This window comes from Streptomyces sp. NPDC027185 (assembly GCF_055567035.1).
Window position 1 is genome coordinate 41,864 of sequence record NZ_JBVHRF010000010.1, and the last position, 21,094, is coordinate 62,957.

Genomic DNA, 21,094 nt, shown 5'->3' on the forward strand with positions numbered 1-21,094 from the left:
GTGCGACGTCTTGCTGTGCCTCTACGAGGAGATCCCCGTGTCCGTAACCGCTGTCCCAGTGGCGCCCCAACTCCCGTACCTCACCTGCCAGTTACCCCCAGACCCCCGCAGTGTCCGCCGGGCCCGGCTGGCCCTCCGGGCCCGGCTGCTGGCATCGGGGATCGGCCGGGACACGGCCGGAGTCGCGGAGCTGCTGGTGTCCGAGCTGGTGACGAACGCGGTCAAGGCGCGGGCGCCGGTGATGGGGGCGGTCGGGGTCCGGTGCGGGGCGTCGGGGGACGGCCGGTTGCGGCTGGAGGTGCAGGACGGGAGTGCGGAGCTGCCCGTGCGTGAGGGATGTCCAGGGGAGGAAGCGGAATGTGGGCGTGGCTTGATGCTGGTGGACGCGTTGGCCGAGGGCTGGGGCGTCGTGCGGCACGTCATCGGGAAGACGGTGTGGGCGGAGCTTGCCGTCCCGCCTGCGGAGGGGCCGGGGCCGACGCTCCGGGCACGGTGAAACGGCCGGAACTCGTCGCGTACCGGGTGCGGGTCACGGCCCGGCGGCCGGACGGCGGGGAGATTCCGCTCGGCGGGTGGGTGTCGTACTCGCCGGGAGGCGCGGTGGCCTGGATGCGGCGACGGGCGGTGCAGGTCGCGCAGCAGGTGGGCGCCCCGTACGACGGGGTGGTGCGGGCGTGGCTGAGGGACCCCGCCGAGCAGGACGGGGCGCGGGAGGCGCTGGCGGCGGGCATCGGCGTCACGGTGCGGACGGTGGACGCGTACGGGTGCCTCTACACGGTCGCCGTCCGCCCGGAGCGGCCCGCCGAGCGGGAACGGCTCCGCGTACGGAGGGGGCGGGAGTCGGTGTGGAGCGGCGTGTGACGGAGCGGGGGCTCGTCTCGTCCGGGTACTGGTGCGAGCGGTACGTGTACCGCTCGGGGGACGCCGAAGCCGTCGCCTCGTGGGCGTCCGCCGCGGTACGGACCCCGGCCGCGGCGGTACGCCGGATCACCGATGACGCGCGAGAGGTGAGCGCCGGATGCGCGCCGTACGAACGGGACCGCGTGCGGCGGCTGCTGGACCGGCCGGAGGCGACCGAGGCGGCGCTCGCGCTGCGTCTGGGGGCGGCGTGCGGGCTGACGCTCGACTGCGGCGCGACGTGGGTGGAGTGGTCGGCGCAACCGGTGCGGTTCCTGCGGTTGGTGAGGGGGGCGGGGGCGGCCTGCACCGGGAGAGGCGATGAGGGGGAGGAAGAGTTCGGGGCGCCGTTGGTCGCGGCGGAGGAGTAGGGCGTCGGCGGGGCGGGGCGCGTCGCCGCACCCCGCCCCGCCGACGTCCCGCCCCCTCCGAGGAGCCCTACCTCACCTCATGCACCGTCCTCCGGTACGCAGACCGCCGGTCCTCGATCGCGGCCCAGCGGTCGCCGTAGACGTTCGTGGTGATGGCGGGGTCGCGGAGGAAGTCGTGGGGGAAGCCGAGGGGGACGGCGCTGACGGTGTCGAGGCGGGTGAGGGCGTCGGCGTCGAGGGTGACGTCGAGGCTGGCGAGGTTGTCGGTGAGCTGGGATTCCTTGGTGGCGGCGATGAGGGGGATGACGTTGCCGGGGCGGGAGCGGAGCCAGGCTAGGGCTACCTGGGCGGGGGTCCAGCCGCCTTGGCCTGCGATGTCGAGGACGGTGTCGAGGACGGCGTCCTCGTGGGCCACGGTGCCTTCGTTCTCCGTGGTGAGGCGGCCGGTCTCGCCGCGCCGGTACTTGCCGGTGAGTTTTCCGGCGGCGAGCGGCGCCCACGCCAGGACGGCCTGGTCGAACGCGCGGGCCTGCGGGAGGAGTTCGCGTTCGGGGGTGCGCTCCAGCAGGTTGTAGCGGAGCTGGGAGCCGGCGAACGACGTCCAGCCGCGCAGTTCGGCGAGGGTGTTGGCCTGCGCGATCTCCCAGGCGGGCCAGTCGGAGACGCCGACGTACAGGACCTTGCCGGAGCGGACGACGTCGTCCAGGGCGCGCATCACCTCCTCGACGGGGGTGAAGTTGTCGCGGGCGTGCACCCAGAGGATGTCGACGTGGTCGGTGCGCAGCCGGGTGAGGCTGTCCTCCAGGGAGCGGATCAGGCTTTTGCGGTGGTTGCCCGCCGAGTTGGGGTCGCCGGGCCGGGTGGCGCAGGTGTACTTCGTGGCGAGGACGAAGCGGTCGCGGCGTCCGGTGAGCAGTTCGCCGAGGATCGTCTCGGAGCTGCCGTCGGTGTAGATGTTGGCGGTGTCGAGGAAGTTCCCGCCGGCGTCCGCGTACGCGTCGACGATCCGGGCGCTGACCTCCTTGGACGCGCCCCAGCCCCAGTCGTCACCGATGGTCATGGTGCCGAGGCTCAGCTCACTCACCCGCAGACCGGTCCTGCCGAAGAGCGTGTATCGCACGGTGTCCCTTTCGGTGCGGCGGGCGGCGGCCCGGAGTGGCCCGCCGCTGGTCAGGCGCGACGCTAAGCCCTGGAGTGCGCTCCAGGGCAAGGGACACGGCGCCGGACCGCCGCCGGGCGCGGCCACGGCCGCCGGGGCGCCGGGCCGCCCGTACGGGACGCCCCGAGCGCGGGCCCCTCCCGTACGGGCCGGGCTCCGCCCCGTACGGGACGCCCCCGAGGGCGGCCCCGCCCCCGTACGGATCACCTCTACGGGACCACGGGGCCACGTGTCCACGGGACCACGCGCCCACGGCACCCCGGCCCTACGGGACGCTCTTGATCTCCTTCATCGTCAGATGGGATTCGAGGCGGCGGACGGCGGGCAGGCCGCTGAGCCGGTCGGTGAGGAATGCCTCGTAGGCGGCGTGGTCGGCGACGGCGACGCGGATGAAGTAGTCGGGGCGGCCGTACATCCGGCGGAACTCCACGACCTCCTCGAAGGAGGCGACGATGGTCTCGAACTCCTCGAAGCTCTTGCGGTCCTGCGCGTAGATCTCGACGTCGATCATGACTTCCAGGCCGCGCCCGATGGCCTCGCGGTTGATGACGGCGCGGTAGCCGGTGATGACGCCGGACTCCTCAAGACGCTTGACCCGGCGCAGGCAGGGCGGTGCGGTCAGACCGACGCGTTTGGCCAGTTCGACGTTGGTCAGCCGGCCGTCCTGACGCAGATGAAAGATAATTTCTCGATCGATCGCATCGAGTGGCACTTCCTTGCTCATATCGCGAGATTACAGGGTCTTCCGGCAATCAAATGAGGCACGCCTTTTCCTAAAATTGCGCCATGCACACTCGTCCTGCCGTCGCGGTGCGGGCGCCCTCGGCCACGCCCGCACCACCCTCCCCGATACCGCCCCAGCCCTCTCCGGAGCCCTCCCCGGCGCGTGCGGCGTTCAAGGACTCGGCGGGCGCCGGGCTGGCGTTCGTCCCGCTCGGCCTCGCCTTCGGGGCGCTGGTGACACAGTCGGGTCTCGACTGGTGGTGGGCGGGGCTGTCCGCGCTGCTCGCCTTCGGCGGCTCGTTCGAGTTCCTGCTCATCGGCCTGGTCACCGCCTGCACCCCGCTGGCGTCCATCGCCGTCTCCGCCTTCATGGTGAACGTCCGTCACGTCTTCTACGCGCTGTCCTTCCCCCTGCACCGCGTGACCGGCCGCCTCGGCAAGACGTACAGCACCTTCGCCCTGTGCGACGAGGCGTACGCGCTGACCACCGGGGAGGAGGCGCGCAGCTGGCCGAGCCGCCGGATCCTCTGCCTCCAGCTCTACCTGCACCTGTACTGGGCGGGCAGCGCGGTGGCCGGGGCGCTGCTCGGCTCCCTCATCCCGGAGGGCGTCACCGGTCTGGACTTCGCCCTCACCGCGCTGTTCACCGTCCTCGCGCTGGACGCGGTGCGCGATCTGCGCGGCGATCCGCCCACGCCCGTGCTCGCGCTGCTCAGCGCCCTGATCGCCCGGGTGCTCTGCCCGGACGAGATGCTGCCGGTCGCCTTCGGACTGTTCACCGCGGCGGTTCTGGTCCGCCACTTCGCGGCCCGCAGGAAGGCGCACCATGCCTGACCCGCGCTACGCGATCGCCGCGATCCTCGTCTCCGCCGCCGTCACCTGGGGCCTGCGCGCCCTGCCCTTCGCGGCCCTCACCCCGCTGCGCAACAGCTCCACCGCCCGGTACCTCGCCACCCGGATGCCCGCCGGCGTCATGGTGATCCTGCTCGTCTACGCCCTGCGGGACGTGCCCGTCACCCACGCGAGTGCCCTGGCCCCGCTCACCGCGCTGGCCGTCACCATCGGCCTGCACCTGTGGCGCCGCAACGCCCTGCTGAGCATCCTCGGCGGCACGGCCGTCCACACGTTCCTGGCGAGTGTGGTGTTCACGGGCTGAGAGACATCGGGTACTGCCGGACGGCCCGGTCCCTTACGGGCGCCGGGCCCCGTACCCGTAAGGGCGCCGCTTCGGTCCGTGAGGGAGGCCCCGTCCCTTACGGGACCGCCCCCGTCCCGTAAGGGTTCTCCCTCAGCCGCCCCCGTCGGACGGGAAGTCCGGCCCGACCGTCAGCGTGATCTCGCCCGGTGCCGCGTCCGCGGCCTGACGGGGTGTGAGATGGCCGGGGAGGCGGGCGGCGAGGATCTCGGCGTGGTCGCGCAGGCCCGCCGGGTAGCCGAGGGCCGTGGTGGCCGCCGCGGGGGCGTTGCCGGTGGTGGTGACGGTGAAGCCGAGGGCGCGCAGCGATGCGGCGGCGGTGGCGGCCCGGCCGGGGACGCCGGTGCCGTTGAGGACGCGGACGCGGACGGCGGACGCGGTGACGGGGTGCGTGGCGGCCGCGGCCAGCCGCCGCTTGGCGGCGGCGCCGATCTCCCGGTCGTGGGCGAGGTCCCGGAAGACCTCACCGGCCTGCGGGTACTGCCAGATGACGTTGGCGCGGTCGCTGGGGACGTCCGCCTCGCGCGGATAATTCGGCACGGTGAGGAAGGTGAGCCGGTCGGCGGGGATGTCCTTGAGCGTGGCGGCGAGGTCGTAGAGCGGTTTGATCCCGGCCAGTTCGCGGTCGGTGGTCAGGGACCGGGTGGCCGAGTCGAGGAAGTCGTAGAGCGATCCGGGGCTGGTCAGCCGGGCGCGGGCCTTCGTGCCGAGGGCCTTCAGGAACTCCTGCTGGCGGCCGATGCGGCCGAGGTCGGAGCCGTCGCCGACGCTGTACCGGGTGCGGACGTAGCCGAGCGCCTGCTCGTCGCGGACGTTCTGGCAGCCCGCCGGCAGGTCGAGACGGGCCTTGGTGTCGTGGATGGCGTGCTCCGGGCAGACCTCGATCCCGCCCAGGGCGTTGACCATGCCCTTGAAGCCCTGGAAGTCGAGGGAGGCGAAGTGGTCGACGCGCAGCCCGGTGGCGCCCTCGACCGTCTTGATCGCGCAGGTCGCGGCCTTGCCGGTGTCGCCGGTGTCCCCGCCGATCGAGAACGCCTCGTTGATCTTGAAGTGGTGCGGTGCGGACGAGGACCCGTCGCCGCGGACGCAGGAGGGGATGCGCACCCAGGAGTCGCGCGGGAAGGACAGCGCGGTCGCCCAGCGCCGGTCGGCGGAGAGATGCAGCAGCATCAGCGTGTCCGACTGCATCGTCGTCAGGCCCTTGCCGTAAGCGGCGTTGGCGCCTGCCCGGCTGTCGGAGCCGACGACCAGGATGTTCTTGGAGCCGGGGCTGAGGTTGGCGGGCCGGTCGCCGAGCCCGTCGATGTCGGCGCCGCGGATATTGGCGTCGAGGTGCTGGTAGACCCAGGCGCCCGCACCGGTGGTGCCCAGCAGCACCGCGGCGAGGACGGCACCGGCCCAGACGACGATCCGGCCGCGGCGCGTCATCCGCAGTTTCCCGGGCGGCGCGGGCGGACGCGGCGCCCGGGAGGGGCCACCCGTACGGGGCCGGGGGACGGGCGCGCCCGGAGCGCCCCGGCGCGCGGACGCGGGGCCGCGCCGGGGCCCGGGGACACCCCGGCCGGGCGGGGCGCCGGAGCGCGCGGATCCTGACCGGAGGGGCGGGCCGCCCCGGGAACTCTGCCTGTCGTGCACGCCGTTGGGCCTCCTCGTCGTGCGGATGCTACGTCGGGGAGCGCGGCTCAGGGGAGCGTCGCAGGTGACGGCGCCGGACGCGGAGGTGCCGGCCACGGCGGACGGGCCGGGGGCGGTGGACGATCGGCGCGGCGGGGGCGGGCCCGGCGGCGCGCACCGGCGCGGGTTCGCGGCCCGGTGGCGCCGCCGTGGCCACCGGGAGCAGCGGCGCGCGGGGGGCGCGCGGCGAGGGGCGCGTACGCCCCTGGCGCGGGGCCGTTCCGTGGCGCCTCCGGGTCAGATGCCGGAGCTGGGGAGGAGCTGGATGGCGTCCGGGTCGTACCGGAACCACCGGGCCGGGCCGCCGCCGGCCGTCGTCCGCATCCGGCACCACCGGTCGCCGTCCTCGTCCGTCCACCAGGCGGTGATCCGGCCCAGCGACCAGCGGCCGTCCGGATACCGCACCTCGACGGGCTGGTAGACCCATCGCACCTCCGCCTCCGGCGGCGGACAGTCCCAGCTCGGGAGCGTGCACCTCGTCGCCATCTCCCCCTCCGAAAAAGCCGGTTGCCGCTGTGTGGAGGTCCAGCGTACCGCCAGTATCTACAGCTTTGTAGAACTTGCTGGGGGCGGGACCGGAAGGCCGGGCGCGCGCCTCACGGGGGCGGCCCCCGGGTGCGGCGGGGTGCGCGCCCCGGGGAGCGCACCCCTCAGAGCGGCGTCGCGGCCTTGAGGATGAGGACGAGGGCGATCGTGGAGTTCAGGGAGGCGAGGGCCGACGTGGCGGTCCCGGCGGCGGCGACGAGCGCGGCGAGGCCGGTCGGGGTCAGCGCGTGCGGCCAGCCACGGGCCGGCGGTACGGGCGCGAGCAGCGCCGCCACCCGCCGCGGCACCGGCCCGGCCTCCGCCGCGGCGAAGTGCGCCAGCTGCGGATGGGGGGCGCCCGCCCGGCCCACGAGCGCCGCCTTACCGACCGCGTGCGCCGTCACCCGGCGGTCGCCGACGGCCCGCGCGGCCTCCTCGTCGGCCCAGCGCTCCGTGGCGTACGACACCGCCGAACGGAGCGGCAGCAGCAGCGGATTGAGGCAGCCGGCCAGCCGTACGGCGAGCAGATGGCGGTGGTGGCGGCAGTCCAGATGCGCCCGCTCGTGCGCGAACAGGGCCCGCCGCTCCGCGCCGCCGAGGCTGTCCAGCATCCCCTGCGACACCACGATCCGCCCCGGCCGGGCACTCCGCCCCGGGCGGCCCGGGGTGCCCGGTACGGCGTACGCGTACGGTGCCGCGTCCGGGAGGACGGCGGGGTCGCTCCCCGGGGGCAGCGCGGCCAGCGCGTCGTGGGCGCGTGCCCGGATGCGGCGGTGGCGGCGCAGCGCCCCGGCGACCGCGACCGCCGCGGCGGTCAGCGCGAGGATGGCGGTGCTCCCGGCGATCTCCACGCCCGGCACCGCCGCGCGGACCTCCGGGTCGGACCAGCCGTCCGGCAGCGGGTTGCCGGGCAGCTGCGCCGTCCCGACGACCACCAGCAGCCCCAGGCAGAGCGTGCTGCACACCGCGAGGACGGCGGCGAGCAGGGTCAGCAGGCGGGTGGTGACGCGCGGGTGGAGGTGCTGGCCGGCGAGTTTGGCGATCGGCAGCGCGGTGAGCGGCAGGACCAGCGGGAGGAAGACGAAGAAGCCCACCGGTCAGTCCCCGCCGGGTGCCGGGCCGCCGGGCCCCGCGCCGTCCAGCAGGGCGCGCAGCACCTGCTCGTCGTGGGCGGAGAGCGCCGAGACGAAGCTGGTCAGGACGGCGTCGCGGTCCGGCTCGCCGTCCAGGACCCGGCGCATCCGCAGCGCCGCGAGCCCCGCCTCGTCGGCGGCGGGCGTCCAGAGGTACGCGCGGCCCGAGCGCTCCCGGGTGACGGCCTTCTTGGCGTGCAGCCGGGACAGGATCGTCATCACCGTCGTGTACGCGAGGTCGCCGCCGAGTCGTTCCTGCACCCAGGCGGCGGAGACCGGCTCCGTCGCGTGGTGCAGCGCGGTCAGCACCTGCGCCTCCAGCTCACCCTGACCGCGGCGGCGGGCGCGCTCCGGGCCGCCCGCGCCGTACCCGCCGGAGGCGTCCGCGCCGCCGGATCCGCCGCGTCCGGAGGGAGCGCCGAGCGCTCTTCCGAAGGATTTCCCGCCCATGCCGTCGCCTCCCGCCGTGCCGGGCGTCCCGGGGCCGGGACGTCGGGGCATCTTACGACCGCGCCCCGCGGCCCGCGCCGGGCGCCCGGTTCCGCCGTACGGGCCGGGGCTGCTCCGTGGGGCAGGCCCCGTACGGGTCTTCCGTAAGGGAGGAGCCCTACGGGGCGGGTCCTACGGGTCGGGCCCTGCGGGGACGTCCGTGGTGGACCGGCCCCGGCTCGCCGCAGCAACTTCTACAGTCCTGTAGATTTTAACTCGGTGTGCCGCACCTGTCCCGCCCGTTCACCTGGGCGCCGGCGGGGCGGCGCCGTGCCCACCTCATAGCCCTCATAGCTCTGAACCCGATACGCCGGTCCGTGCGCGGCGCGCCCGCGCGGCCGGGCGCCGTGTGCGTCCGGCCCGGGTGCGGACCGGCACAGCACTGGAGGTAAACCATGGGAGTCTCGCTGGCCAAGGGCGGCAACGTCTCGCTGTCGAAGGAGGCGCCGGGCCTGAGCGCGGTCACCGTCGGCCTCGGCTGGGACGTGCGGACGACGACGGGTGCCGACCACGACCTGGACGCGAGCGCCCTGCTCTGCACCGAGGCGGGCAAGGTCGTCTCGGACCTGCACTTCGTCTTCTACAACAACCTGACCAGCCCGGACGGCTCGGTCCAGCACACCGGCGACAACCTCACCGGTGAGGGCGAGGGCGACGACGAGTCGATCAACATCAACCTCACCGACGTCCCCGCCGAGGTCGCGAAGATCGTCTTCCCGGTCTCCATTCACGACGCGGAGAGCCGCGGCCAGAGCTTCGGCCAGGTCCGCAACGCCTTCATCCGCGTCATCAACCGCCTCGACGGCGCCGAGCTGGCCCGCTACGACCTGAGCGAGGACGCCTCCACGGAGACCGCCATGGTCTTCGGCGAGCTGTACCGCCACGGCGGCGAGTGGAAGTTCCGCGCCGTCGGCCAGGGCTACGCCTCCGGCCTCGCCGGTATCGCCGCCGACTTCGGCGTCAACGTCTGAGCCGCCGCCGCACCGCCTGACCGGAGAACCGGCCGCCGACGCCCGTTCCCGTACGGGAAATCCGTACGGGAACGGGCGGGCGCGTACGCGAGGGCGGTTTCCGTACGCATCCCGTAGGGGGCCGGTGGCTGGGGCGGCCGGTCCCCTACGGGGCCGGCGGCTGGGTCGCCGCCCTGCCCTCCGGCGGGGTCCGGGTCGTCAGAGGTCGAACTCGCCCGGGTTGATGTCCAGGGCGAAGCACGCCTCGCGGACCACGGCCTGCTCGGTCTTGTCGAAGTCGCCGTCCGCGCCGCCGATGACGATGCCGATCTGGATCACCGCACGCGCCTCGACCGGCTTCTTCTTCACCTTGCCGATCTCCTGCATCACGGCGACCTTGCCGAAGTCGAAGTCGGCGGTCAGCTTGTCGAGGTAGCCGTCGAAGCGGCGCTGGAGGTCGTCCGCCGCGAAGTTCGCCAGCACCTCGTTGGTGGCGATCAGCTGCGCCACCCGGCGCCGCTCGGACGGGTCGATCGTGCCGTCGGCGGCCGCCACCAGCGCGCACATCGCCATGGAGGCGTCCCGGAAGGCGCCGCTCTTGAGGTCGTTCTTCTTGGCGACGAGCTGGGTCTGCATCGTCTGGGCGGAATCCTTGATCCGGTCCCACAGGGCCATCGGGATCTCCTTGTCGTCGTCGTCCGTTGTTCCGTGTGCCGGTGTCCCGGCGGACGGCTGGGGCGGGCCGCGCGGACCCTGGTGCGGGCACCGTCACGCCCCGCCGGCCGGCAGCCGGTTTGGTCATGCGTAGGTAAAATCTACAGGCATGTAGAAGTTCGCGGCCGGGGAGGTCCGTAAAAGTCCGGGAAGGGCGGAGGTGACCGCCTCCGGGTGCTCCGGCGTCATCCCGGGTGCGCGCCGCCCGCGCCTCGGCCCGTCGCCTGTCGGTGCCTCGGCCCGTCGCCCGTCGGCGCCGGTCTCCGCCCGGAACATTCCGTCTCATACGGGGCAAGTTGGGGTTACGGTGGAGTGACCGGAGACCGTGTGCGCCGGCCGAGGCGTGCACCCGGCCCTCCTTCCGGGAGACGGGGCGGCGCGCGGAGCCCGGCCCGCGCCCCTCGCGGGCGGGCGCACCACCCGCGGGGTGGGCCGCGCGGCCACGAGGCCCGAAGCGCCGGCCCCGAGTGAGGTGAGCGCGATGCAGACCGCGGTGAGCGTCCTCGTCCTGCTGGCACTGATCGCCCTGGGCGTGCTGTTCCTCGCCCGGGTCAACGCCCAACGGGCGGGCCGGATGGCGACCCACAAGTACGCCACGCTGCGACCCTCCTTCCGCCTCCGGATGCGCAAGTGGCCGCACGGCGGTGGCAGCCGCCCCGGACCGCACGCCGCCGGACCCCCGCCGCCCACCCCCGGCGGACACGGCGGCGACCGGCCCGCCGGATCCTGACCACGGCACCCGCCGCCCGCACCATGAACCCCGCCGCCACCGGGACCACCCGCCGTCCCGCCCACCTGGCACCGCCGCCCGTCACCCGGCTCGCCATCGCGCCCGCCACCGGCACCGCCCGCCGCACCGACGGCGTCTGGTGGCCGCACTCGGCCGATCTGGAGGCCGAACTCCCCGAACTGCTCCCGGCGTTGCCCTTCGACTGGCCCCGTATCACCCACGTCACCGCGAACGGCGCGCTCTGGACGCCGCTGCCCACCCTCACGCTCGTCGCCGGGCACGTCATCCGCCTGCGCCGCCTCCCCGACCGCCCCGGGCCGCCCACCCTCTGCCTGGTGGCCGCCGGTCTCGGCCGCTGGGACCTGCGCGTACTGCCGCCCCGTACCGCCGAGGACGAGGCCGTGCGCGTCCTGGCCGGCGTCGCCGCCGGGGCGCTGCCGGCCGACGCGCCCGTACCGGGTGAGGGGGCGGAGGCCCACCGCCCGGAGCGCCCGGGGGCGGCCCGGCTACGCGACGCCCGCGCGCTCCGCAACCGCTGACAGGCCGCCGCGGGCCGCCCGCCGTGGCACACCGGGCGCCGTGGCTACTGCGGTCGGGTGGTGTTGATCCGAAGAACGGCACCGCGTGTGCGTCGCTCCTCCGATCCTCCCATTGCGTATTCATCATGAGAAAGCACCACAGAACCGGCAGAACGAAAAGCGGTGGCCCACCGCCGCGTTCCCGGTCCGGTGGCTGCGGTGCATCCCGTACCGACCGACATTCCGGCGCCCGACCGCCGGTACGTGAACGAAAGCGAGGGACCATGGCTGCGTCCAAGGTCATGAAGTTCTGGGCGGTGTGCCTTGCCGTGCTCGGCAAGCTGCTGGCGACGTTCCGCTACGCCGCCCCCGGTGCGGCCGCCTGCCGCCGCGCCGCCCGGTACGGCGACTCCCTGTACGGCGCCACCCCGTACACCCCGGCGCTCCGCACCACCACGCGCGCCCCCCTCGCTCCGTACACGCCGGCGCCACGCACCGCACCCGGCGCCCCGCGCACCGCGTACGCACCGCGGGTGGCGGTGGCGGCGGTACCGGTCGCGGCGGGCGATCCCGGCCCAGCCCCCGGCGGCCACCCGACGGCTCCCACGGCCCGCACCGCTTCCGTCCGCGCCTCCTCCGTATGCGCTCCCGCCGTACGCGCCACCTCCGCACCGGTCACCGCGCCCGCCATCGTCACCCCCGCCGCCCGCCGGGCGCCCGAGGACCACTTCCTCCCCGAACCGCCACCGGCGCCCCGCGCCCGGCTGCTGCCCGCGGCACCGTTCCTCCCCTCGCCCCGTATCGCGAGCCCCCGCGTACCGGAGCTGCGCGCCTACGAAGGTCCGCAGTTGCCGCCCACCCTCAAGCAGCGCATCCGCGCCGAGGCGCACGGCTCCTCACCCACCACCCGCAGCCGCCTCGCCACCGGGACCGAACCCTCGCGCACCGTCCCGGCGGACGACCCGCACGGCGCCCCCGCGGTCGCCCGGTCCGCGGCCACCATTCCGGCGGCCCGCAGCCGCGAGCACACCGCCTGTACGACCTGACGGGTCCGATGCCACCGGGCGGCCACCCCGGACCCACGCCACATGCGCGGCGCTTCCGAGCGCCGCGCGGCGGTGTGCCCGGACGGAGACGCGCACCCGGTCCGCGAAGGCCGGGAAGTCAGGGAGGCGTAGGGGGCAAGTGGGGGAAACACCGGGGGAGTTCGGCGCGTGAGGTGACCGTGCCGGGGGGATGAGAGGTGGGCCCGTACCCGAGCTGTACGGTCCTGGAGCGCAAGGCGGGAGGGCGGCCCACGCCGGGGGAGTGCGTATCCGCCTGCCCGCCGGTGCTCGGCGCTCGGGGGGGGCCGGGTCAGCGCGCGGGGCCGGGGCCGGTGCGGTCAGGCAGCTGAGCTGCCTGACCTTTTGTGTGCGTCCGTGGGGCGCCCGTTTCCGCGCTCCCGCTCGTTCGAAGGCCGTTCCGGCGCTCACGTTTCCACGGGCCCGTGCCGGCGCTGGACGCCGTCCCGGACGCCGCTCCGAGGCCGTTCGCCCCCATGGTCCTGTGCTTGCGTTCGTACTGCTCGCGGTGAGCGTGCCGGCACAGCGGCGGGTGGCCGGCGTCCCGCCTGCTCCCTGGGCACGTCTCTGCCCGTGCCCGCGGGATCCGGCCCGGGGCGGCGGGCGCCTCCTTGCGCGGTGCCCGCGTCGGCGTTCGCTCCCTGTGCGGCGCCTCTCGCCGCCGTACGGCGCTTCCGGCCGGACGCCGCGCGAACCGCGTCGCGCGGCCGCCGTTTCCCGCCACGCGGACCCCGTACGCGCCACACGGCGCGCGTCTCTACACCCGGGCCCGCGGCCCTGCCACCCGGCCCTCGCCGCCACCCCCGGCGGCGGCCTCCCGTTACGGCGGGAGCGGAAAGAAGAATCAGCTCAACTCGCCTTATGGATAAGGGGCTTGGAGTTTTTCTCCGCCCGTTGCTCCGATGCGGCCCCCGCGCCGGAAGAGTCGCTCTCCGGAACGTCCGGGGTGCTTCCGCAACAGCGGCCAGCCGGGTGAAACACGCGCATTTCAGGCTCAGCAGACGTGCCGAAAAGCATATTGCCCGGTTTCTTGGGTCGTGCCCACGGCCGTGGCGGACATCGCGTCACGGCGTCGCCGGAGCATGGAGGAAAGCCGTCATGTCGTCAGCTCTTGCCAAACGGTCCGTCGGAACCGTCCTGTACATGCTGGTCGTTGTCCTGAGCACGCTCGGCCTCGGCGGCCAGAGCGCCACCGCCGCGGCCACCGCGGCACCTGCCGGACCGGTCGCCCCCGCGGGCACCGACTGGGACCGCATCGCCCACTGCGAGAGCAGCGGAAACTGGCACATCAACACCGGCAACGGCTACCACGGCGGCCTCCAGATCGCCCCCTCCACCTGGCGGGCCTACGGCGGCAAGAAATACGCCCCGCGCCCCGACCTCGCCACGAAGTCCCAGCAGATCGCCGTCGGGGAACGCATCCGCAGCGACCGCGGTCTCCAGCCCTGGCCCAACTGCGGCCGCCTCGGAGTGACCGGCTCGTCCGACGGCGTCAGCAAGGCCACCCCGGAACGCCCGGTCACCAAGCCCGCCCCGGGCCCGCAGGCCCAGCGTCCCTCGCACTCCCAGGCCCACCGCCAGCACGGCACCACCGCGCACCGGCAGCAGAGCTCCCTCACCGGCAGCAGCTACGTGGTCCAGCCCGGCGACTGCCTCTCCGTCATCGCCCAGCGTGCCCACACCCCCGGCGGCACCCCGAAGCTGTACGAACTCAACCGCCACACGCTCGACGAAGGCCCCGACCACATCTACCCGGGCCAGCGTCTGAAGCTGCGCGCATGAGCCGAGGAGAGGTGACCGGGGCCGTGGAGCCGACCGCCCTGGAACCGGGGACCGGGGAGACCGGTGGGCCGGGAGCGGATCCCGCCGAAGGAATCGGCACTCCGGGGTCAGTGGCCGCCGACCGGGTTGACGAAGGTGCCGGGGTGCGTGGCGGCGGACTGGTCGAGGATCTTGCCGCCGAAGGGCCACTGCAGCTGGAAGTGCTGGGTCTCGTTCGGCGGAGTGATCGTCACCATGCCGGGAGTGAAACTGTTGCCGCTGGAGTCGACGTCCGGCAGCAGCGCGAAGGTGAAGCTGGTGTGCTCACCGGGCTTGAGGGTGACGGTGGGGGTCGCCTGGTTGGAACGACGCAGGTCCCAGGAGTCGCCCTCGGTGCCGCTGATGCTGACACCCGGGAAGCCCTTGAGGGTGCAGGTCGAGCTGCCGATGTTCTTCAGCCAGACCGCCGCGGTCTGCTGCTCGCCGCTCTTCATGTCGGGCCGACCGCCACCGTCGGCGCCCCAGCCGGCCTGGAGACCGTCGGTGTGGCAGCGCTCCGTACCGCGCGAGGCCGATTCCCCGGACTGCGCGGGCTTCCCCGCGGAGGCGGGCGCGCCCTCGTCGGCGGACTTGCCGGCACCCGCACCGTTCGCCTGCGCCGGGGCACCCTTACCGGTGGTCGAGTCCGCTGCGGTGGTCGAGTCCGCGGCGGTGGTCGACGAAGCCTTGTCCGAACCGCCCTCCTGGCAGGCGGTCAGGCCGATCGCGGCAGCGGCGATCAGGGAGGCGATGGCGGTCTTGCGGGCCAGACGGAGCGTGGCGTGGCGCGACATGGGGTTCCCCTCGTGTTCGGTGCTGGTGCTGCGGCCCGTTCCTTCGTTCCGCACCCACCACATTGCCGCCGCGCGCTGGTGATCCACTAACAGCGCGCTAACGTCCGGACAGCACACCGACCCCACCCCGCTCAGCACCCCGCCACACCGCTGAACAGCGACGATTCCCCTCTCCCACGAGGAAGACGGCGAAGCGTCACCGCGCGTTCCCACTCCGCCGCCCGTGTCGCGATCGCCCCCTGGGAAGAGCCGCTCCCAGCTGTTTCCCGAGGAGAACGCTGCTCCGTACTTGCCTCCTGACGGGAGCCGCTCCGCGCCCGCACGGTGCCGGAAGCCGCATCGCGTCCGCCTCCTGACGGGAGCCGTTCGGAGACCCGGCAGGGACCGGGCCCCGGGCTGCCCGGCCCGACGACCGGGACGGTCGCCACCGCCACCGCCCCGGGAGCCGCTACCGTCCCGCGACCGCCTCCGCCAGTGCCAGGATGCGGCGGGCGTCCTCCACATGGAGGTTCTCGATCATGCGGCCGTCGACGGTGACGACGCCACGGCCCTCCCGCGCCGCCTCGTCGAACGCCTCGATGATCCGCCGGGACCGCTCGATCTGCGCCTCCGACGGCGCGAACACCTCGTTGCACGGACCGACCTGCGCGGGATGAATCAACGTCTTGCCGTCGAAGCCCAGCTGACGCCCCTGGACGCACTCCGCCTCGAAACCGGCGAGGTCCTTCACATCGTTGAAGACGCCGTCCAGGATCACCTTGCCGCTCTCCCGGGCCGCCAGCAGCGCCAGGGAGAGGCCGGTCAACAGCGGCGCCCGGCCCGGGACATGCTCGGCGTGCAGCTCCTTCGCCAGGTCGTTGGTGCCCATGACCAGCACGGACAGCCGCTCCCCGGCAGCCGCCACCTCCCGCGCGTCCAGCATCGCCCGGGGCGTTTCGAGCATCGCCCAGACCGCCGTGTGCGCGGGCGCGCCGGCCGCCTCCAGGGCCCGCTCCACCTCCCGTACGGTCGCGGCCGATTCGACCTTCGGCACCACGACGGCGTCCGGACCGGCCGCGGCGGCGGCCCGCAGATCGTCGGCGTGCCAGGCGGTGCCGGGGCCGTTGACCCGGATCGTCACCTCGCGGTGGCCGTACGCACCCGAGGCGGCGGCCGCGGCGACCCGCTCGCGGGCGGCGGCCTTCGCGTCCGGGGCCACCGCGTCCTCCAGATCGAGGATGAGCGCGTCGGCGGGGATCGACTTGGCCTTCTCCAGGGCGCGTTCGTTGGCGCCGGGCATGTACAGCACGGAGCGGCGGGGCCGCAGCGCGGGACCGGTCACCGTACTCACTCCTCTCCGGCCGCGTCGTACGCGGCGCGCAGCTCGGGGTCGCGGGCGGCGAGCGCCTCCGCCAGCTCGACCACCACCTGGCACTGCTTGAATGTCGCGTCGTCCTGCATCTTGCCGTCGAGCATCACCGCACCGGTGCCGTCGCCCATCGCCTCGATGACCCGGCGGGCCCAGCGGACCTCGTCCGGCGACGGTGAGAACACCTTCTTCGCGATGCCGATCTGCACCGGGTGCAGGCTCCACGCCCCGACGCAGCCCAGCAGGAACGCGTTACGGAACTGGTCCTCGCAGGCGGTGGTGTCCTTGATGTCCCCGAACGGCCCGTAGTACGGCAGGATCCCGTGCGCCGCACAGGCGTCGACCATCCGCGCGAGGGTGTAGTGCCACAGATCCTGCTGGTACGTGGCCCGGGGCGCGTCCGCGTCCTGCGCGTCGGGGTCCTCGCGGACGAGGTAGCCGGGGTGGCCGCCGCCGACGCGGGTGGTCTTCATCCGGCGGCTGGCGGCGAGGTCGGCGGGGCCGAGGGAGATGCCCTGCATCCGGGGGCTGGCCCCGGCGATCTCCTCGACGCCTGCGACGCCGGTGGCGGTCTCCAGGATGGCGTGCACCAGGATCGGCCGCCGGATTCCGGCCTTCGCCTCCAACTGCGCCAGCAGCCGGTCGATGTAGTGGATGTCGGCGGCGCTCTCGACCTTCGGCACCATGATGACGTCGAGCTTGTCGCCTATCGCGGTGACCAGCGTCAGCAGATCGTCGAGGGCCCACGGCGAATCGAGGCTGTTGATCCGCGTCCACAGCTGGGTGTCGCCGAAGTCGGTGGCGCGGGCGATCTCCACCAGTCCCTCCCGCGCGGCCTCCTTGCGGTCGGCGGCGACGGCGTCCTCCAGATTGCCGAGCAGGATGTCGACGGTGGGGGCGATGGCGGGGATCTTCGCGGCCATCTTCGCGTTGCCCGGATCGAAGAAGTGGATCATCCGTGACGGGCGGAACGGCACCTCCCGTACCGGCGTCGGCGCCCCGACAGCCAGCGGGCGGAAGAAGTCCTTCGGAGAGCGCATGCAGTCTCCCTGGTCGGATCGAGGGTTCCGGGGGGCCGCCCGCGCGCACGAACGCCGACGGCGTGCGGCTCACTCTAGGCGGGCGTCCCGCGGATGCTACTGATCAGTATGTGTGCCGTTGGTCACCGCCCGCGCATGGCTTGGCGGGTGCCGCGAGCGGGGCGCGGGCGGTCCCGGCGGAGCTCGGCGTCACTTCTGCGCGGGGGTATCGGCCGGGCGGCCGGGGACCGGTATCAGGCGGTAGGCGTCGCCCTGGGCCCGGACCAGTCCGCCGGTGGGCGGCGGGAAGTGGGTGCCCAGGAGCAGGGTGTCGGTCCCGGCGAGGGAGGCGAGGAGGGTGCGCCGGGTGGCCACGGCCAGCTCCGGGTCGGTGTCCACGCAGCTGCCCAGCGCGGGGTGGCCCAGCTGGACGGGGTGGTGGACGCAGTCGCCGGTGACCAGGGCGGTGCCCGTGCGGCCGCGCAGCTCGACGGCGACGTGGCCCGGGGTGTGGCCGGGGGTGGGGAGCAGGCGGATGCCCGGCGCGATCTGTGTGCCCGCCGCCGGGACGTCGACGAGGTCGAACTGTCCGGCGTCCCGGACCGGGTGGACGGAGTCGCGGAACATCTGCCGCCGGGCGTCGTCCATCTTGGCCGTTGCCCAGTGGTCCCACTCGCGGCGGGACGTCACATAGCGGGCGCGGGGGAACGTGGGGCGCCACTCGCCGTCCTCGAAGCGGGTGTTCCAGCCGACGTGGTCGGTGTGCAGATGGGTGAGGAGGACCAGATCGACGGCGTCCGGCGGGAATCCGGCTGCCTCCAGGCGGGCGAGGTAGTCGGTCCGCAGGCCGTCCCAGGCGGGATTGGCGCGGGTTTTGCCGTTGCCGATGCCGGTGTCGATCAGTACGCGCAGACCGCCGACGGTGCAGGCGAAGGTGTGGCTGCTCAGGCGGAGGATCCCGGCCTCGTCGGCGAAGTCCGGCCTCAGCCATGGGGTGTTGTGCACCAGCTCCGGGGTGGCGGAGGGCAGCAGCCAGGGGCCCGTCCGCGAGGGCAGTGCCACCTCGTCGACGCGGTGGAGGGTGAGACCGCCCAACTCCCAGGCGGGCGCGGGAGGCAGGGGCGGATGGGGCGCGGGTGCCGGACGTCCGGGCGGCGGCGGCGCCGGTGCGGTGCCCGTCGCCTCCTCTCCTTCTCCGCCTTCTCCTCCCGGCCTCTTCCTCTCTTCTGTCCCGCTGCGGCCGGGCGTGGGGCGGGTGTGGTGCTGCGGGGGTGTCGTGGTCCGCCGGGGCGTGGGGGTGGTGGGAACCATCTCTCGCACCTCTTCCGTTCTCCGTAAAAGCAATCTGTTTGCGTTAGAAGACGCTAGCGCCTACTCTCGACTAACGCAATGATTTAGCTTTAACTCGATCGGGTGTCGGGTGTCGGGTCGCTGACCGGTCCAACTACGCCTGTACGGAGGGGAGTTCATGGAAATCGCGAACGAGGGGGCGGGCGGCGGCGCCCCTGCCGTGGCCGTCACATCGGCCGCGTCCCCCACGACGGCGGGGGAGGGCCGGCCGTCCTCTCCCGGCTTCACCGCCGAGGAGACCGCGCGGGCGGCGGCGCGGGCCGGGGTGTGGCTGCCTGTGGAGCGGCAGGCCGAGGTCGCCGCCGTCGCGAGCCACCTCCACACCGTCCTGCGCACCCTGCGCGAACTGGACCTCGCAGAGACGCCCCCGGCCCACCACACCACCGAACGGGAGCCCGCCGATGCACCCCGCTGACCTGACGCTCACCGAGGCGTCCGCCGCCGTGCGGGCGCGGGAGCTGTCCCCGGTCGAGCTGACCACCGCCGTGCTCGACCGCCTCGACGCCGTACAGCCCCGCCTCGGGCCTTACGCCGCCGTCAGCCGGGACGCGGCGCGTGCGGCCGCCGCCCGCGCCGCGTCCGAGACCGCGGCCGGGCGCCACCGGGGCCCGCTGCACGGCATCCCGTTCGGGCTGAAGGACCTGATGGACGTCGCGGGGATGGCGACGGCCGCCGGATCCCGCGTGCGGGCCGGTCACCGCGCGACCACCGACAGCGCGGTGGCGGCCCGTCTCGCCGATGCCGGCGCCGTCCTCCTGGGCAAGACACACACCCATGAGTTCGCCTACGGGCTCGTCACCCCGCAGACCCGGAACGCCCGGGACGTCAGCCGGATAGCCGGCGGGTCGAGCGGCGGGTCCGCGGTCGCCGTGGCCACCGGCGCCGCCACCTTCGCCCTGGGCACCGACACCGGCGGGTCCATCCGCGTCCCCGCCGCGCTCAACGGCGTCGTCGGACTCAAGCCGACCTACGGCCTCATCCCCCGACGCGGGGTGACCTCGCTCTCCTGGTCGCTGGACCACGTCGGCCCGCTCACCCGCACGGTGTCCGATGCCGCCCTCGTCCTCGGCGAGCTGACCGGCCCCGGGCACGCCCCCCTCGCGCCGCTCCCGGACGGCGACCTGACCGGCCTGCGGATCGGCGTGCCGGACAGCTACTACTTCGACCACGTCAGCCCCGAGGTCGAGACCGCCGTCCGCGCCGCGCTCGACCGGATGGCCGGACTCGGCGCCGAACTCGTCGCCGTGCGGACCCCGATGGCGCGCTACGTCCAGGCCGTCCACTGGGGGCTGATGGTCCCGGAGGCGACCGCGTGCCACGAGGCCACCCTGCGGACCTCGCCCGAGCTGTACGGGCCGGACGTCCGGGTGCTGCTGGAGGCCGGGACGACGGTCGCCGCGGCGGACCATCTGCGGGCCCGGCGGGCCCAGGCGCTGATGCGGGAGGAGTGGATACGTCTCTTCGAGCGGGTCGACGTCGTCGCCGCGCCCACCGTCCCGATGACCGCCACCGAGGTGGGCCGGTCCGCCGTGACCTGGCCGGACGGCACGGTGGAGAGCGTCTCCGACGCATACGTACGCCTCTGCGCGCCCGCCAACATCACCGGGATACCTGCCCTGACCCTGCCCGTCGGTGAGGACACCGCCGGGCTGCCCATAGGGATGCAGCTGATGGGCCCTCCCCTGGGAGAGCCGCTGGTGCTGCGCACCGGGCACGCCTACGCCGTCCGGTACGGCGCGCCGGCCGCCGTGGCGCCGTGATCCGGGGCGTCCAGGGCGGGCGGAACGCAACGACGTTGCTTTAAGGTGGCGTCATGAGTCCCAAGGCCATGGCGCGCCCCGGTGGGCGCAGTGCGCGCGTCCAGGAGGCGGTGCACACCGCTGTGCGGGAACTCGAAGCGGAGCAGGGCCGCGCCAAGCTGACCGTCCCGGCGATCGCGGCCCGTGCGGGCGTCACCCCGTCGACGATCTACCGCCGCTGGGGCGATCTCCACGAGCTGCTGTCGGACGTCGCGGTCGAGCGGCTGCGCCCCGAGGCGCCACCGTCCGACCACGGTGCGCTCCGCGCCGATCTGACCGCCTGGGCCCGGCAGTTCCTCGACGAGATGGCCTCGCCGCCCGGCCGCGCCTACGTCCGCGACGCGCTGCTGGGTGATCCCGACGGCTCGCACGCCGGGCAGTGCTCGGCCTACGCCGCCGGCCAGGTAGAGACGATTCTCGCCCGTGCGCTGGAGCGCGGCGAGACCGCACCGCCCGTGGAGACGGTCATGGACCTCGTGGTCGCCCCGATGATGTACCGCATCCTCTTCCGCCCGGACCCGCTGACCACCGCCTACGCCGACCACCTCGTCGAGACGGCCCTCGCCGCGCCGGAGGAATCCGCCTGACGGCCGGGCGGGCGCGTGACCGCCTGACCGGCGGGGCGGGCGCGCGACCCGCTGCCCGGGTCCGCCTGGCTCGGGCCTGAGCCGCCCGGCCGTGCGCCGGGGCCGCGCGATCCGGTGCCCGTCCGGTGGTCCTGTGCCTGCCGTTCCGCCTGCCCGTTCCGTCCGCGCTCACCGGCCTGCCCTCCGGCGCTCCGCCCGGCGCCGGAGGCGGCCCGTGCTGCCGGTGCACCTGTGCTCACCGCTCTGCTCGCCGCA

Annotated in this window: 24 protein-coding genes; 13 read left to right on the forward strand and 11 right to left on the reverse strand. The window is 74.2% G+C overall.

Annotated elements, in window-relative coordinates; all coding sequences use genetic code 11:
* Positions 1-37: 37 nt before the first annotated feature.
* From ACZ4M8_RS27565 to ACZ4M8_RS27575, 3 genes are read left to right on the forward strand one after another with little or no spacing between them, the layout of a single operon-like run.
* On the forward strand, positions 38-496 hold the full coding sequence (locus ACZ4M8_RS27565) for an ATP-binding protein (RefSeq protein WP_467611984.1): 459 nt from the start codon (positions 38-40) through the stop codon (positions 494-496).
* Complete coding sequence (locus ACZ4M8_RS27570) at positions 493-861, forward strand: hypothetical protein (protein ID WP_467611987.1); 369 nt, start codon at positions 493-495, stop codon at positions 859-861. The genes ACZ4M8_RS27565 and ACZ4M8_RS27570 overlap by 4 nt, the downstream gene beginning before the upstream one ends.
* The gene (locus ACZ4M8_RS27575) at positions 858-1,268 is read left to right on the forward strand and encodes a hypothetical protein (RefSeq protein ID WP_467611990.1); all 411 of its coding nucleotides are present in this window, start codon (positions 858-860) and stop codon (positions 1,266-1,268) included. Before ACZ4M8_RS27570 ends, ACZ4M8_RS27575 begins: the two co-directional genes overlap by 4 nt.
* Positions 1,269-1,335: 67 nt before the next feature.
* Here ACZ4M8_RS27575 and ACZ4M8_RS27580 read toward each other — a convergent pair whose 3' ends face one another.
* Both ACZ4M8_RS27580 and ACZ4M8_RS27585 read right to left on the reverse strand, forming a co-directional pair.
* Positions 1,336-2,388, reverse strand: coding sequence for an aldo/keto reductase (locus tag ACZ4M8_RS27580; RefSeq protein ID WP_467611993.1), 1,053 nt, complete (start codon positions 2,386-2,388; stop codon positions 1,336-1,338).
* 304 nt (positions 2,389-2,692) lie between these two features.
* Entirely contained in the window at positions 2,693-3,151 is a 459-nt protein-coding gene (locus ACZ4M8_RS27585) for an Lrp/AsnC family transcriptional regulator (RefSeq protein ID WP_467611996.1), read from the reverse strand.
* Between the two features lie 62 nt (positions 3,152-3,213).
* On the opposite strand from ACZ4M8_RS27585, the gene ACZ4M8_RS27590 reads away from it, so the two are divergent.
* Together ACZ4M8_RS27590 and ACZ4M8_RS27595 are read left to right on the forward strand one after the other, a co-directional pair.
* Positions 3,214-3,984 carry an AzlC family ABC transporter permease gene (locus ACZ4M8_RS27590; protein WP_467611999.1) on the forward strand — a complete coding sequence of 257 codons (771 nt, stop codon included), beginning with the start codon at positions 3,214-3,216 and terminating at the stop codon, positions 3,982-3,984.
* On the forward strand, positions 3,977-4,306 hold the full coding sequence (locus ACZ4M8_RS27595) for a branched-chain amino acid transporter permease (protein WP_467612002.1): 330 nt from the start codon (positions 3,977-3,979) through the stop codon (positions 4,304-4,306). Before ACZ4M8_RS27590 ends, ACZ4M8_RS27595 begins: the two co-directional genes overlap by 8 nt.
* Positions 4,307-4,438: 132 nt before the next feature.
* Here ACZ4M8_RS27595 and ACZ4M8_RS27600 read toward each other — a convergent pair whose 3' ends face one another.
* The 4 genes from ACZ4M8_RS27600 to ACZ4M8_RS27615 all read right to left on the reverse strand — a co-directional run bounded on the left by ACZ4M8_RS27600 (position 4,439) and on the right by ACZ4M8_RS27615 (position 8,127).
* Entirely contained in the window at positions 4,439-5,773 is a 1,335-nt protein-coding gene (locus ACZ4M8_RS27600) for an LCP family protein (RefSeq protein WP_467612004.1), read from the reverse strand.
* A 483-nt stretch (positions 5,774-6,256) separates the two neighbouring features.
* On the reverse strand, positions 6,257-6,505 hold the full coding sequence (locus tag ACZ4M8_RS27605; RefSeq protein WP_467612007.1) for a hypothetical protein: 249 nt from the start codon (positions 6,503-6,505) through the stop codon (positions 6,257-6,259).
* Between the two features lie 164 nt (positions 6,506-6,669).
* The gene (locus ACZ4M8_RS27610; RefSeq protein WP_467612010.1) at positions 6,670-7,638 is read right to left on the reverse strand and encodes a M56 family metallopeptidase; all 969 of its coding nucleotides are present in this window, start codon (positions 7,636-7,638) and stop codon (positions 6,670-6,672) included.
* 3 nt (positions 7,639-7,641) lie between these two features.
* A complete protein-coding gene (locus ACZ4M8_RS27615; protein WP_467612013.1) occupies positions 7,642-8,127 on the reverse strand; it encodes a BlaI/MecI/CopY family transcriptional regulator in 486 nt (161 codons plus the stop codon).
* A gap of 434 nt (positions 8,128-8,561) precedes the next feature.
* On the opposite strand from ACZ4M8_RS27615, the gene ACZ4M8_RS27620 reads away from it, so the two are divergent.
* A complete protein-coding gene (locus ACZ4M8_RS27620; protein ID WP_450956599.1) occupies positions 8,562-9,137 on the forward strand; it encodes a TerD family protein in 576 nt (191 codons plus the stop codon).
* A 198-nt stretch (positions 9,138-9,335) separates the two neighbouring features.
* Here ACZ4M8_RS27620 and ACZ4M8_RS27625 read toward each other — a convergent pair whose 3' ends face one another.
* Positions 9,336-9,791, reverse strand: coding sequence for a tellurite resistance TerB family protein (locus tag ACZ4M8_RS27625; RefSeq protein ID WP_467612016.1), 456 nt, complete (start codon positions 9,789-9,791; stop codon positions 9,336-9,338).
* Between the two features lie 520 nt (positions 9,792-10,311).
* On the opposite strand from ACZ4M8_RS27625, the gene ACZ4M8_RS27630 reads away from it, so the two are divergent.
* The 4 genes from ACZ4M8_RS27630 to ACZ4M8_RS27645 all read left to right on the forward strand — a co-directional run bounded on the left by ACZ4M8_RS27630 (position 10,312) and on the right by ACZ4M8_RS27645 (position 13,924).
* Entirely contained in the window at positions 10,312-10,560 is a 249-nt protein-coding gene (locus ACZ4M8_RS27630; protein ID WP_467612019.1) for a hypothetical protein, read from the forward strand.
* Between the two features lie 23 nt (positions 10,561-10,583).
* Positions 10,584-11,099 (forward strand): DUF5994 family protein, encoded by a 516-nt coding sequence (locus ACZ4M8_RS27635; RefSeq protein ID WP_467612021.1) that lies wholly within the window; start codon positions 10,584-10,586, stop codon positions 11,097-11,099.
* A 263-nt stretch (positions 11,100-11,362) separates the two neighbouring features.
* Positions 11,363-12,124 carry a DUF6344 domain-containing protein gene (locus ACZ4M8_RS27640; RefSeq protein WP_467612024.1) on the forward strand — a complete coding sequence of 254 codons (762 nt, stop codon included), beginning with the start codon at positions 11,363-11,365 and terminating at the stop codon, positions 12,122-12,124.
* Between the two features lie 1,116 nt (positions 12,125-13,240).
* A complete protein-coding gene (locus tag ACZ4M8_RS27645; protein ID WP_467612027.1) occupies positions 13,241-13,924 on the forward strand; it encodes a transglycosylase family protein in 684 nt (227 codons plus the stop codon).
* Between the two features lie 107 nt (positions 13,925-14,031).
* On the opposite strand, the gene ACZ4M8_RS27650 is transcribed toward ACZ4M8_RS27645, so the two are convergent.
* The 4 genes from ACZ4M8_RS27650 to ACZ4M8_RS27665 form a co-directional block, all read right to left on the reverse strand.
* Positions 14,032-14,736, reverse strand: coding sequence for a DUF4232 domain-containing protein (locus tag ACZ4M8_RS27650; RefSeq protein WP_467612030.1), 705 nt, complete (start codon positions 14,734-14,736; stop codon positions 14,032-14,034).
* 448 nt (positions 14,737-15,184) lie between these two features.
* On the reverse strand, positions 15,185-16,057 hold the full coding sequence (locus tag ACZ4M8_RS27655; protein ID WP_467612033.1) for an HpcH/HpaI aldolase/citrate lyase family protein: 873 nt from the start codon (positions 16,055-16,057) through the stop codon (positions 15,185-15,187).
* A gap of 5 nt (positions 16,058-16,062) precedes the next feature.
* Positions 16,063-17,124 carry an HpcH/HpaI aldolase/citrate lyase family protein gene (locus ACZ4M8_RS27660; protein ID WP_467612036.1) on the reverse strand — a complete coding sequence of 354 codons (1,062 nt, stop codon included), beginning with the start codon at positions 17,122-17,124 and terminating at the stop codon, positions 16,063-16,065.
* 189 nt (positions 17,125-17,313) lie between these two features.
* Complete coding sequence (locus ACZ4M8_RS27665; protein WP_467612039.1) at positions 17,314-18,198, reverse strand: MBL fold metallo-hydrolase; 885 nt, start codon at positions 18,196-18,198, stop codon at positions 17,314-17,316.
* 373 nt (positions 18,199-18,571) lie between these two features.
* Between ACZ4M8_RS27665 and ACZ4M8_RS27670 the strand changes: the two genes are divergently transcribed.
* Genes ACZ4M8_RS27670 through ACZ4M8_RS27680 form a run of 3 tightly spaced genes read left to right on the forward strand, consistent with a single transcriptional unit; the run spans position 18,572 to position 20,839 of the window.
* A complete protein-coding gene (locus ACZ4M8_RS27670; RefSeq protein WP_467612042.1) occupies positions 18,572-18,868 on the forward strand; it encodes a hypothetical protein in 297 nt (98 codons plus the stop codon).
* Positions 18,855-20,213, forward strand: coding sequence for an amidase (locus ACZ4M8_RS27675; RefSeq protein ID WP_467612045.1), 1,359 nt, complete (start codon positions 18,855-18,857; stop codon positions 20,211-20,213). Before ACZ4M8_RS27670 ends, ACZ4M8_RS27675 begins: the two co-directional genes overlap by 14 nt.
* A gap of 53 nt (positions 20,214-20,266) precedes the next feature.
* Entirely contained in the window at positions 20,267-20,839 is a 573-nt protein-coding gene (locus ACZ4M8_RS27680) for a TetR/AcrR family transcriptional regulator (protein WP_467612048.1), read from the forward strand.
* Positions 20,840-21,094: the final 255 nt, after the last annotated feature.